We start from the raw sequence: 12,504 nt of genomic DNA on the forward strand, positions 1-12,504 counted from the left end.
TCAGCCGCCCGAACCTCCAAGGGGCGGCGCAACGACCAAGGAACGCTCCATGCACCCACGCCGCCAGCAAGGCTTCACGCTCGTAGAAATCGCCATCGTCCTGGTCATTATCGGCCTGCTGTTAGGTGGCGTACTGAAAGGCCAGGGGCTGATCGACAGCGCCAAGGTGAAGAACATCATCCAGCAGTCGAACTCGCTGACGGCCGCCGTCAATGCCTACCAGGACAAATTCCGCGCCCTGCCCGGCGATGATATCCAGGGCACGCTGCATGTGCCGAACTCGGCCGGCAATGGCAATGGCGACGGCCAGATCGGCGACGGCCAGCCGCGTGAATTCACGCTGGCGCCGCAGCACCTGGCGCTGGGCGGCTTTATCACGGGATCATTCAACGGCACCAGCCAGTTCATGACCAGCGCCCAGGGCGGCGCCGTCTACCTGTACAACGACGAAGTGGCCGGCCGCGCCGGCAACGGCATCCGCTTCGACAACCTGCCCGAAGGCTATGCCGAGCAGATCGACAGCAAGCTCGACGACGGGATCGCCACTACGGGCTCGGTGCGCGCGACCCAGCCGTATGGCAATACGGGGGCGATTATTCCCCGTACGGCCGTGTTTTTCTAAGCCGCGTCAGGGTAGCACCGCATCAAGAACTCCGCCACGCACACCGGCTTTGTGTCCCCCTCGCGCTCCATGGCCACCGCCCAGTTCACCTGGGCGCCTTCCGGCAACTCTTCTACCGACAAAATGTCGAGCCGCGCGCGCAGGCGGCTGCCGACCGGCACCGGTGCCGGGAAGCGCACCTTGTTCAGGCCGTAGTTGATCGCCATGCGGATGCCGGCCATATGCAGCGCATCCTGCAGCATGGCAGGCAGCAGCGACAAGGTCAGGAAGCCGTGCGCCACGGTGCAGCCGTACGGCGACTCCCTGGCGCAGCGCTGCGTATCGACGTGGATCCACTGATGGTCGTCGGTGGCGTCGGCAAAGGTGTCGATGCGCTCCTGGGTGATGGCGATCCAGTCCGAGACGGCCACATGCTGGCCGGAGAGAAGCCGGAAGCCGGCGATGCCGGCAATGTCACGCATCGGGCAGCTCCCCGGCCGGGCGGCGGCCGAACATGCCCATGCCTTCGACGGTGGTGACGACTTCGCCATGCTGGTTGCTGACGCACCAGATGGACACGACGATGCCGCGGTCGGGCCTGGAGGTCGAGGCGCGTACTTCCTTGACCTGATAGGTCAGGTTCAGCGTATCGCCCGCGCGCACGGGTTTGAGCCAGCGGATGCTGTCGAGACCGGGCGAGCCCATGCTCGACGAGTGTTTGAGCAGGTTGTCCACCACCAGCCGCATCATCAGGCTGCAGGTATGCCAGCCGCTGGCAATCACGCCCTTGAAGATGGTCTGTTCGGCCGCCGCATGGTCGATATGGAATGGCTGTGGATCGAAATCCGTGGCAAACGCGATGATCTCGTCTTCCGTCACATGGCGCTGGCCCAGGTAGATCTCGAGGCCGGCCGTAAAATCCTCGAAGTACCAGTGTTTGTGCGGCGTGGCACGTTGCAAATCAGTCATGCGTTCTCCAATGGCAGGAAGCCCGGCTGGGCGATAAAGCGCTCGATATGGTGATCCGCGTCGCCCAGGCTCAAGGCGATCATGGTCAACCGCTTGAAATGATGCGCGGCAGGCAACTCGTCGGTCACGCCCATGCCGCCATGCAATTGGACGGCTTGCTGGCCGACAAAGGTCGCGGCCTGCCCCACCCGGGCCTTGGCGGCCGAGACGACGCGGCGCCGCTCTACCGGCTCTGCAGTATCGACCTTGGCGGCTGCCAGCATGGCCATCGAACGGGCCTGTTCCAGATGGATGAACATGTCGGCCATGCGGTGCTGCAGCGCCTGCAACTTGCCGATCGGCGCGCCGAACTGCTGGCGTGTTTTCAGGTACTCCAGGGTGGCGGCAAAGATGGCGTCCATCGCGCCCACGGCTTCCGCGCACAACAGCGTCGCGCCATAGTCGGCACCGGCGTCGAGCAGCTCCCAGCCCTTGCCGGCCTCGCCGATCAGCGCCTCGCTGCCCAGCACCACCTGCACCAGGGTAACGTTGGCGGCGCGCTGGCCGTCGATGGTACGGTAGTCGCGCACGGTGACGCCGGGCGCGTCAAGCGGCACCAGGAACAGCGAAATGCCGTCGGTATCGCGCTGCTCTCCGCTGCTGCGCGCCGAAACGATCAGGTGGTCGGCCTGTGCGCCGTGGATCACCACGGTCTTGACGCCATCGAGCACGAAGCCGTCACCGCCGCCGGTGGCCGTGGTGGCGATATCATTCAGCTCGTGGCGCGACTGCGCTTCGCCCAGCGCGCAGGCCAGTTTCACGCTGCCGGCGGCAACCTGCTCCAGCACGCTTTCGTGGCCGCCGGCCAGCTTCAGGAACTGCGCGCCGAACACGGTAGCGAAGTACGGCTCCACCACCAGCGCCCGGCCCAGTTCCTGCATCACCAGCAGCATGTCGACGGCCGTGCCGTCAAAGCCGCCCTGCGCGCCCGGCAGCGGCAAGGCCGTCATGCCCAGCTCGGTGAGCGTGGCCCAGGCGGCGTCCGAGGTGCCGCTATCGGAGTGAATGATCGCCTGGCGCGCCTCGAAGCGGTAATCCTTGTCGGCCCAGCGCCGCAGCGCATCGGCGAACTGCTGCTGTTCCTGGTTGAATGTAAAGTCCATGCTGTCTCCTTTTTTACCTTTACAGGCCCAGGATCATCTGCGTGATGATGTTTTTTTGAATTTCGTTCGAGCCGCCATAGATCGACGTCTTGCGGTAATTGAAGTAGTACGCAGCCAGCGGCGCGGCGATATCGTTGCCAGCGGCACTGTGCTCCTGTTCGCCTTCGAGGTAGGCCGGATCGAACGGCAAGGCATTCGGCCCCAGCGCTTCGACCATCAACTCCGTCAGCTGCTGCTGGATTTCCGAGCCGCGCACCTTCAGCATCGACGCCTGTGGCCCCGGTCCCTTGCCCTCTTCGCTGATCACGCGCAGCACCGTCATTTCCAGCGCCATCAGTTCGATTTCCACGCCGGCCACCCTGGCCGCAAAGGCCGGGTCGCGCAGCAGCGGCTCGCCCTTCTTCAACTGCTGCATCGCCAGCTGCTTGAGAAAGGCCAGCTCGCGTTTCGAACGGCCCACGGCGGCAATGCCGGTGCGCTCGTGACCGAGCAGATACTTGGCGTAGGTCCAGCCACGGTTTTCCTGGCCCACCAGGTTGGAAACCGGCACGCGCACATTGTCGAAGAATACTTCGTTGATCTCGTGGTCTTCGTCGAGCATGATGATGGGGCGCACCGTGACGCCCGGCGTTTTCATGTCGATCAACAGGAAACTGATGCCCTCCTGCTTGCGCACGCCGGCATCGGTACGCACCAGGCAGAAGATCATGTCGGCGTGCTGGCCCAGGGTGGTCCAGGTTTTCTGGCCGTTGACGATGTAGTCATCGCCGTCGCGCACTGCGGTGGTTTTCAGCGAAGCCAGGTCGGAACCGGCGCCCGGCTCGGAGTAACCCTGGCACCACCAGTCGTCACAGTTGAGGATGCGCGGCAGATAGCGGGCTTTCTGTTCTTCCGTGGCGAAGGCCATGATGACGGGCGCCACCATATTGATGCCGAACGGCAGGATCGGCGGCGTGGCGGCGCGCGCGCACTCGTCTTCCCAGATGTGGCGCTGCACGGCGCTCCAACCGGTGCCGCCGTGTTCGACCGGCCAGTTCGGCGCGGCCCAGCCCTGTGCGGCCACGATCTTGTGCCAGCGCACATAGTCGTCTTTGGTCAAGCGCAGATGGCTGCGCACCTTGCGCTGCAGGTCTGCCGGCAGGTGGCTGTCGAGAAACGCGCGCACGCTGTCGCGGAACGCATTGTCCTCGGGCGTATAACTTAAATCCATGTCTGTCTCCTCCTTGTTATCAGTCGCATGGCAAGTGCGCGCAAGGCAAGCTCAGCGCACAAAATAGCACGACCGTTCTCAAGGATTGTACAACAGAATCGGGGCGGCGCCAGCGGTTTTCAGGCCGCCGGCGAATTGGGGAAAATCAGCCGTACATTTGCAGCAAAACTTGCACGGCGATGATCTTGACGATGGTCATGGAAGGAAAAATCATGGCGTAGCCAAGATTCGGCTGATCGGACTTGGCCAGCTTGTTGGCAAACACCAGCACGGCCGGATTGCCGGTGGCGCCCGCCGCAATGCCGAGCAGCTCGGGAAACGGCAAACGCAGGAACAGTTTGCCCAGCGCCACCACCAATGCCACCACCACCAGCACCGTGACGGCGCCCAGCGCCAGCATCGGCAGGCCATCGGCGCCTGCCTGCCGCAGGAAGGGCAAGCCGGACGCCATGCCGACCGAGGCCAGGAAGATCGTCAGGCCATAATTGCGCATCACCAGGTTGGCCGACAGCGGCAGGCGCCAGCTGACCTTGCCGACGCGACCCAGCCGGCCCAGGATCAGCGCCATCACCAGCGGCCCGCCGGCCAGGCCCAGGCTGAACGAGCCGATCCACGGCAGCGGAATCGGAATCAAGCCCAGCAACACGCCCAGCACCATGCCCATGCCCAGCGATACATAGCTGAACTCGGCCGTGGCGGTGATCGAATTGCCGAACAGCTTGCGCACGTCCGCCGCATGGCTGGCCGGCGCAACCACCGTCACGCGGTCGCCGAACTCCAGGGTCAGGAAGGGCTGTGGCAGGATCATGGCGTCGCCGCGGCGGATAAAGGCCAGCCGGGCCGGAAAGTCCTTGAACAGCTTCAGTTCACCGAGTGGCACGCCGACGATTGCCGCATCCGACACGAATACTTCGATGCCGTCGTAATCGCGGCGGTCCTTCATCAGACGGCCCGGCTCCAGGTGGCCGAGCGCCGTGCGCGCCGCGTCCACGCCGGCCACCGTGCCAGCCACCATCAGCGCGTCGCCGGTACCGATCACCATGCCGGGGTCGGGCAAGCTGTTCTGATGGCCATGGCGCACGCCGATCACCTGCACGCCGGCCAGCGGCCCGTCCGCCAGTTCGGCCAAGCTCGCGCCTGCCAGCGCATCGCGGTCGATTGCAATTTCCGACACGATAATTGGCACCGGCGGCGGCGCCAGCACCGGTTTCAGTATGCGCCCGGCCAGGTACAGGCCCAGCATCGGGCCGACCACGCCGAACGGATACGCTACCGCATAGCCGACGGCCGCATCGCGGTTGCCGTGCGACGCTTCCAGCGCCGCCTGCAGCGCGGCGGTGCTGGTCATGGCGCCGGCAAACACGCCGCTGGCCATGCGCAGCGAAATATCGATCCACTGCCCGCCCCAGATCGACACGGCGAGCCCGCCCATCACGGCGACAAAGGCGATCAGATTATGTTTCTGCCCGGCGCCACGCAGGCCGGCAAAGAACTGGGTGCCGTATTGCACCCCGATCCCGTACAGGAACAACAGCAAACCGATCGAGCCGACGATGGGCGGCGGCACGGAACCGGGCGCAAAGGCACCCAGCGCCAGCCCTGCGAACAGCACGCCGCCGACCCCGAGCGAGAAGCCGAATACGCTGACGCGTCCCAGGGCGTAGCCGAGACCGATGACGAGGAACAAGGCAAGGATGGGCGTCGATTCCAGCGTATGACGCAGCATGTCCAGCATGGTGGAAATCCTTCCGGTATGAAAAGCGCAGTCTAACATTCATGAAAGCAAGATGATGCCAGCTTGGCAAGCATGCAGCAGGTGGGCAAAAAAAAGCCCGCTACGGGAGCGGGCTGAATCTAATTCCTGTGAGGAAGTAGAGGAGACAGGTGCATCATGACGCATTGCGGCATATAAATCTAATTGTCTGTTGTGATGATAGAAATTCGTTTTATCAATATCTGGCGTCTGCGTGTCTTTCGCATCATGGTCGGCTCTGCCCTGCTGGCTTCTGTAGCCTGAGGCGTACCTGGCAAGCAAAAAAAAGCCCGCTGAATTAGCGGGCAGAATCTATTCCTGTGAGGAAGTAGAGGAGACAGCTGCATGATGCCGCAGTGCAGCATATCGATCCAATTGTCTTTTCCTATTTCCTCAATAAATATTAGCTATGTACTGGCGGGCGGCCGCGCAGCAATCGTATCAGCCAAAAAAAAGCCCGCTACGGGAGCGGGCTGAATCTAATTCCTGTGAGGAAGTAGAGGAGACAGAAGCATGATGCCGGATCGCAAGCTATAAAACCACTTTATATTCATGATATAGGTAATACGCCTGAGTGATAACTGTGGCAATTAATGATTCTCTACGGCATTATTTTGCCGCTTCCCCTGCTGACGTGGCCGGCGTACGCAACATATTCTTGATACCGCGCAGCGCCTGGCGTACGCGCGCTTCGTTCTCGATCAGCGCAAAGCGCACGTATTCGTCGCCATATTCGCCAAAACCGATGCCGGGCGAGACGCTCACTTTCGCCTTGTCCAGCAGCAGCTTGGCAAACTCCAGCGACCCGAGATGGCGGTATGCTTCCGGAATATGCGCCCAGATATACATCGACGCCTTCGGTTTTTCCACCATCCAGCCCGCTTCATGCAAGCCTTTCACCAGCACGTCGCGGCGGCGCTGGTACTGGGCGCAAATTTCCGTCACGCAGCTTTGATCGCCTTCCAGTGCGGCAATCGCCGCCACTTGCACGGGAGTAAAGCTGCCGTAGTCGTGATAGCTCTTGATGCGCGCCAGCGCCGCCACCAATTCGGCATTGCCAACCATGAAACCGATGCGCCAGCCTGCCATATTGTAGCTTTTCGACATGGTAAAGAATTCGACCGCCACATCGCGCGCACCGGGCACCTGCATGATCGATGGCGCTGTCCAGCCGTCGAACGTGATGTCGGCATACGCCAGATCATGCACCACCAGAATATCGTGCTGCTTTGCCAGCGCCACCACGCGCTCGAAAAACTCCAGTTCCACGCACTGCGCGGTGGGGTTCGACGGGAAGCCCAGCACCATCATCTTGGGCTTCGGGTAGCTTTCGCGGATCGCCCGCTCCAGTTCGGCAAAGAAGTCCACGCCCGGGCCCATGCGAACCGAGCGGATATCGGCACCGGCGATCACCGCGCCCCAGATATGAATCGGATAGCTGGGATTGGGCACCAGCACCGTATCGCCCCGGTCCAGTGTGGCCAGCATCAGATGGGCCAGGCCCTCTTTCGAACCGATGGTAACGATCGCTTCGCTGTCGGGATCGATCTCGACCTCGTAGCGCTTCTTGTACCAGTGCGAAATCGCGCGGCGCAGGCGCGGGATGCCCTTTGAAGCGGAATAGCCGTGGGTGTCGGGCCGTTTCACCGTATCGATCAGTTTGTCGACGATATGGCTGGGCGTGGCGCCGTCGGGATTGCCCATCGACATGTCGATGATGTCCTCGCCGCGGCGGCGCGCGGCCATCTTGAGTTCGGCGGTAATATTGAAAACGTAGGGGGGAAGACGATTGATGCGCGAAAAGCTGCGCGGAGCTTGGCTGTCGGTCATGGTATCTCTGTACGTAAGCGCCCGGATCCGTCCGAGCGACGTTGGCGCAATGGTTGCGCCTGCAACGATACTAACCCGGCACTGTCCAGGCTGGCAAGGGCAGGCTTGAAACGTTACAATGCCGCTTCAGTCGAAAATGAGCGCACCGGTTGGTAGTCCGGTCAGTATCCGAGGATATGCTCCCGCCCACGCGGACCCACGGCGCTGAACCTGGCTGTTTCACCAGTCGGGGGCGGTGTCATGGTTCGTGCGTTCTTCCCGCCGCGCCATCCCTCCCCCGCTTTGACAAGGATACAAACGGATGGCTACACACGACACCACGGCAAGCGACCTGACACTGGAGCGCAGCGAACTGGAGCAACTTCTGGCGCAATCGGTCCGCACGTTTGAAGGCTGCGCCTTCGACGACGCCGACCTGTCGCGGCTCGACCTGCAGGGCTGCGACTTTCAACGCTGCACCTTTACCGGCGCCAATCTGTTCGCCGCCAAACTGGCGCGCTGCACCTTTCGCCGCTGCCGCGCCGGCGGGGCCGACTTTGAATCGGTCGATGCGGTCGACGCCAGCTTCGAAGGCTGCGACCTGAACAATACCAAATGGCGGCGCGCCAAGCTCGCGTCCGCCTCATGGCGCGGCTGCAAGCTGACCGGCGCCTCGTTCGAAGAGGTAGCGCACCTGGGCGCATCGTTCGAGGACAGCCTGCTGATCGGCGCCGACCTGCGCGGTTTTTCGTTCAGGAAAGCCACCTTGAAACAGCTCGATTTTTCCGAAGCCTACCTGGCCGGCTGCGACTTTCGCGACGCCGTGTTCGAAGGCGGCAGCTTGCACAATGCCGTATTGAAGCTGGCCAAGTTCCAGGGCGCCGACTTGCGCGGCGCCGATATCGACGGCTTCAGGCTGACGGAAGCGGCACTGTTCAAGGGCGCCGTGATTACCCATGCGCAGGCAGCGAACTTCGTGCGCGAGCTGGGCATCTCGGTGGTCTAGCCGGAAAAAAGGCAAAAAAAAGCCCGCTGCGGGAGCGGGCTGAATCTAATTCCTGTGAGGAGTTAGAGGAGACAGGTGAATGATGCTGCATTGCGTCACATAAAACCACTTTTCATTGATGATGATGGAAATGCGTTTTCGTGATAACAGGGCGAGCGCTCGCTTTTCAGGCTGTGCGGCGTGCGTTAGCTGGCAATAATTCCGTCAGCCATACCAGCAAGGCCAGGCCGGGAAACGCCATGCCGGTCAACAAGGTTGCCTGCCAGCCGTAGGTCGCATACACCCAGGCGCCCACGGCGGAACCGGCTGCGCCACCGGCAAAGAACAGCGCGAAATACAGGCCATTCAGGCGGCCCCGCACTTCCGGCGCCAGGCTGAAGATGGCGCGCTGGCCCAGTACCAGGTTGGCAGCCACGCCCATGTCGAGCACGATCGATGCGATCACCAGCAGCGCCAGCGCCAGGTGTTGCGATTGCGGTACAAACATCGGCAAGGCAAACGCCGCCATTCCCAATATCAGTGCGGCAGCCGTGGCTGGCAGCGTGTAGCCCGCATCGGCCAGGCGTCCAGCCACCGGCGACGCCACGGCGCCGGCCATGCCGACCAGGGCAAAGATGGCGATGCCGGTCTGCGACAGGCCGAATGCGGGGCTGGCCAGTACCAGCGGCGTGACGGTCCAGAACAGGCTGAAGGCGCCGAACAGGCCGGCATGATAGGCGGCACGGCGGCGCAGCACGGGAGTGCCCAGCAGCAAGTGCCACAGCGAGGCCATCAGCGCTGGATAGCGGATATTCGACACCGGCTGGCGCACCGGCAGCGCGCGGCGCAGCACCACGGCCAGGATCAGCATCAGCACGGCGGCGCCGCCAAACACCACATGCCAGCTGCCATGAGCCGCCACCAGCGAGGCGGCCGGACGGGCCAGCATAATCCCCAGCAACAAGCCGCTGACGACCTTGCCGACCGTCTGTCCGCGCGTGGCCTCCTTCGACATGTGCGCCGCAAACGGCACGATCACCTGCGCCGCCACCGAGCCGAGGCCGATCGCCAGCGCGGCGGCCAGGAAGACGATGGGACCGGTGCTCGCTGCGGCGACGATCAGCGCGGCGGCGGTGACCAGCAGGCCGGTGAGGATCAGGCGGCGGTTTTCCAGCAAGTCGCCCAGCGGCACGACAAACAGCAAGCCCAGCGTGTAGCCGATCTGCGTCAGGGTCACGACCAGGCCGGCGGCCTTGGCCGACAACCCGGTGGAGACACTGATGGGACCGACCAGCGTTTGCGCGTAATACAGGTTGGCGACGATCAGGCCGGTGGCAATCGCCAGCAGCAGTGTCATGCCGGATGAAATGTCGGGCACGTCGCCGACGATGGGTGGGGTTCTGGAGGCCTTGTTCATGTTATTTCCTCGGGTGGATAAGAGAGTGAGGCCATTGTAGGGAATTTTCCCGCAAAGATAATTGGTGCATAATCACTCCATACTTTTCACATTAAATGAACAATCGAGGATTACCTTTCCATGGACAAGATCAAGGCCATGCAAACCTTCGTGCGTATCGTCGAGGCCAACAGCTTCTCCAAGGCAGCCGAGACGCTGAACCTGCCGCGCGCGGCGCTGTCAGCCACCCTGCAGAAGCTGGAAGCCTATCTGGGGACGCAGCTGCTGCAGCGCACCACGCGCCGCCTGTCGCTGACGCCCGACGGCGCCGACTATTTCGGCCAGTGCCTGGCGATCCTGGGCGCCATTGATACGGCCGAGCTGGCCTTTCGCGGTCCCGACGCCAACAAGCCGCGCGGCATGCTGCGCGTCAACCTGCCCGGCACCGTGGGCCGCACGCTGGTGATGCCGTATCTCGGACAATTCCACGCCGCCCACCCTGCCGTCCAGCTGCACCTGAGCCTGACGGACCGGCTGGTCGACCTGACCGAGGAAGGCATCGATTGCGCGCTGCGCGTGGGGCAGCTGCAGGACTCCGCCTTTATCGGCAGGCGCGTCGGCAACATGCGTTTCATTACCTGCGCGGCGCCCGCCTACCTCGAACGCCATGGCCGGCCGCAGACCTTGGCAGACCTGGCCCGCCACCGTGGCGTGATGCATTTTTCAGGCCGCACCGGGCGCGCGTTCGACTGGGATTTCGTGCAGAAAGGCGAAGTGGTGCGGGTGCAGATGACGGGCATGGTCGCCATCAACGATGCCGAGGCCAACCTGGCGTGCGTGCTGCAAGGGATGGGAGTGGGCCAGCTGGCGCTCTACCAGGCGCGCGCACACCTGGCCAGCGGCGCGCTGGTGCCGGTGCTGGAAGATTGCCCGCCGACACCGATGCCGATGTCGCTGCTGGCGCCGCAAGGGCGGCTGGCCGTGCCGAAAGTCCAGGCGTTTGCAGCCTGGCTGACGGCGCTGCTGGCGCAAAACGACGATGTGCAGCAGATCGACCAGCACTGAGACCGGCGCTGAGTCAAGCCGCTGAGCCAGGCGCTGAGCCAAGCGTCCGCCCGCGTCCGGAAACGCTCGCGGGCCAGACCAATGTGCTGGCACGGCGCCGTCAGTGTTGCGCGCTGACTTGATCGATCTCGGCCGCTCAATTCTCGGCGGTACAAAAGTGCGTGCTTTCCTGCTTGTCGCGCGCCTGCACGTTGACCAGCTTGCCGGCACCGTCATACGCGACGTTGACGGTTTTCTCCTGCGGCATAACGACGTTCAGCATCAGGGAGCCGCCGCCATCCATCAGCGTAAAGCCCTCGCTGACGGCCGTTTTCATGTCGAAGGCATCGTCGCCGATCCGGATTACGCCGTCGGCCACCTCGACATCGACCTTGCGGCGCACCAGCAGATTCTTGGTGTCGAGGCAGCCGATGCTCTGCTTCTTGCCGTTCAACAGCTTTGCCGCAGTCAGGAACAGCGCCTGATTGTTGAAGCTGCCAACGCCACTGGTATTGCTGCAAATCAAACCGATATCCCCGCTGGACAGGCTGACGGTGCTTTCCTTGCCAGCCGGGCTGGACAGCAAGGACAGCATGCCGGTCTTGCCATCGTCGATGGAGATCGTGCCGAGGGTACTGTACTGGCCCTTGTCGTCGCGCGAGCGCATCATCATGGCCATTTTCGCGGCATGAAAATCAAGCTGCAGGTCGCCGGACGCGACCTTGCCGTCGGCGCCTATCGTGACCAGCGCATCCATCTTGCGCCCGTCCGGCATGCGCAGGCAGCTGCCGTTGTAACTACCTGCCAGCAATGGTCCCAACACTTTCCAGTAATCCATCTTGCGCTCGGGCGCAGGCTCGGCGGCGGGCGCTTCGGCCGCCTGCGCGTCGGCGGCCTGCTCCTGCTTGCCCTCCCCGGCATCAGCCGTTTCTTGATTCTTGCTGCAAGCACCCAGCAACAGAGTCAGGGCAATGGTGGACAACAAGGCGGTACGACGAATCATGAAGGGTCTCCAGGGAAAGGGAACCGTACGCTAGCATGGGAATTATATTTTTCGCAAGAGCGATTCAATTGGAACTGAAGGGGCAAAAAAAGGCTATGTCACCACCATGTGTGGAAAGCTTCCTATCGTGGCCTTGAGCAAGCTTTGTGGCGAGATAATTCTCCTGGCGTCGAGGATCCAGCGCCATCCCAGATAGTTCGGCAGATAGCGTGTCGCCACGCCATGAAACGCACTCAGCCATCCGCGCAGGCGGCTGTGATAGGCATTCACGTTCTGGACGTGGACGGTGCCACGCACGCTGATGCCCGCGCGCAAGTTCACCGCCGCATGCGCAATACCCAACTCGCGGGCGAACACGGGATAGGCAGGATGGCCATCGCTGAGCAGCAAAATGTCGCGATCGATGATGCCTGGCAGGCAGGCATGCAGTTTCGCCTTGCTGAGCTGGCCACGGCCAGCGACGAAGTCGACGGTTTGCCCGGTGCGGTCGCGCGCCACCAGGATGCAGACATGTTCGTCGGAAATACCGCGCTGGCGCGCTGGCGTGGCGGTCGCGTCAGATGCCGCGCTCCCTTCTGCGATTCGAGCAGAT

Annotated in this window: 11 protein-coding genes and 1 pseudogene; 3 read left to right on the top strand and 9 right to left on the bottom strand. The window is 62.9% G+C overall.

The window, feature by feature from the left end; genetic code table 11:
- The first annotated feature begins 49 nt into the window (after window positions 1–49).
- Window positions 50–622 (top strand): prepilin-type N-terminal cleavage/methylation domain-containing protein, encoded by a 573-nt coding sequence (locus tag RTQ46_RS14155; protein ID WP_312437468.1) that lies wholly within the window; start codon window positions 50–52, stop codon window positions 620–622.
- Here the strand turns inward: RTQ46_RS14155 and RTQ46_RS14160 are convergent.
- The 6 genes from RTQ46_RS14160 to alaC form a co-directional block, all read right to left on the bottom strand.
- Window positions 619–1,083 carry a MaoC family dehydratase gene (locus RTQ46_RS14160; RefSeq protein WP_312437470.1) on the bottom strand — a complete coding sequence of 155 codons (465 nt, stop codon included), beginning with the start codon at window positions 1,081–1,083 and terminating at the stop codon, window positions 619–621. The two genes, RTQ46_RS14155 and RTQ46_RS14160, sit on opposite strands and share 4 nt — an antisense overlap.
- Window positions 1,076–1,570 carry a MaoC family dehydratase gene (locus RTQ46_RS14165; protein ID WP_312437472.1) on the bottom strand — a complete coding sequence of 165 codons (495 nt, stop codon included), beginning with the start codon at window positions 1,568–1,570 and terminating at the stop codon, window positions 1,076–1,078. The genes RTQ46_RS14160 and RTQ46_RS14165 overlap by 8 nt, the downstream gene beginning before the upstream one ends.
- A complete protein-coding gene (locus RTQ46_RS14170; RefSeq protein WP_312437474.1) occupies window positions 1,567–2,712 on the bottom strand; it encodes an acyl-CoA dehydrogenase family protein in 1,146 nt (381 codons plus the stop codon). Before RTQ46_RS14170 ends, RTQ46_RS14165 begins: the two co-directional genes overlap by 4 nt.
- 19 nt (window positions 2,713–2,731) lie before the next feature.
- The gene (locus tag RTQ46_RS14175; protein ID WP_312437476.1) at window positions 2,732–3,922 is read right to left on the bottom strand and encodes an acyl-CoA dehydrogenase family protein; all 1,191 of its coding nucleotides are present in this window, start codon (window positions 3,920–3,922) and stop codon (window positions 2,732–2,734) included.
- 145 nt (window positions 3,923–4,067) lie between these two features.
- The gene (locus tag RTQ46_RS14180) at window positions 4,068–5,657 is read right to left on the bottom strand and encodes a TrkA C-terminal domain-containing protein (protein ID WP_312437478.1); all 1,590 of its coding nucleotides are present in this window, start codon (window positions 5,655–5,657) and stop codon (window positions 4,068–4,070) included.
- Between the two features lie 627 nt (window positions 5,658–6,284).
- Complete coding sequence (gene alaC, locus RTQ46_RS14185) at window positions 6,285–7,505, bottom strand: alanine transaminase (protein WP_312437479.1); 1,221 nt, start codon at window positions 7,503–7,505, stop codon at window positions 6,285–6,287.
- Between the two features lie 301 nt (window positions 7,506–7,806).
- Here alaC and RTQ46_RS14190 point away from each other — a divergent pair, with 301 nt between their 5' ends.
- Complete coding sequence (locus RTQ46_RS14190) at window positions 7,807–8,490, top strand: pentapeptide repeat-containing protein (protein ID WP_312437481.1); 684 nt, start codon at window positions 7,807–7,809, stop codon at window positions 8,488–8,490.
- A gap of 166 nt (window positions 8,491–8,656) precedes the next feature.
- Here RTQ46_RS14190 and RTQ46_RS14195 read toward each other — a convergent pair whose 3' ends face one another.
- On the bottom strand, window positions 8,657–9,886 hold the full coding sequence (locus tag RTQ46_RS14195; protein ID WP_312437483.1) for an MFS transporter: 1,230 nt from the start codon (window positions 9,884–9,886) through the stop codon (window positions 8,657–8,659).
- Window positions 9,887–10,006: 120 nt separating this feature from the next.
- Here RTQ46_RS14195 and RTQ46_RS14200 point away from each other — a divergent pair, with 120 nt between their 5' ends.
- Window positions 10,007–10,930: a LysR family transcriptional regulator gene (locus RTQ46_RS14200; protein ID WP_312437484.1), complete on the top strand. Its 924-nt coding sequence runs from the start codon at window positions 10,007–10,009 to the stop codon at window positions 10,928–10,930.
- Between the two features lie 136 nt (window positions 10,931–11,066).
- On the opposite strand, the gene RTQ46_RS14205 is transcribed toward RTQ46_RS14200, so the two are convergent.
- Window positions 11,067–11,912 (bottom strand): hypothetical protein, encoded by an 846-nt coding sequence (locus RTQ46_RS14205; protein ID WP_312437486.1) that lies wholly within the window; start codon window positions 11,910–11,912, stop codon window positions 11,067–11,069.
- Window positions 11,913–12,005: 93 nt separating this feature from the next.
- A pseudogene (locus RTQ46_RS14210) lies at window positions 12,006–12,504 on the bottom strand (IS1595 family transposase); the annotation flags it as partial.

This window comes from Janthinobacterium sp., from assembly GCF_031995485.1.
GTDB lineage: Bacteria > Pseudomonadota > Gammaproteobacteria > Burkholderiales > Burkholderiaceae_D > Janthinobacterium.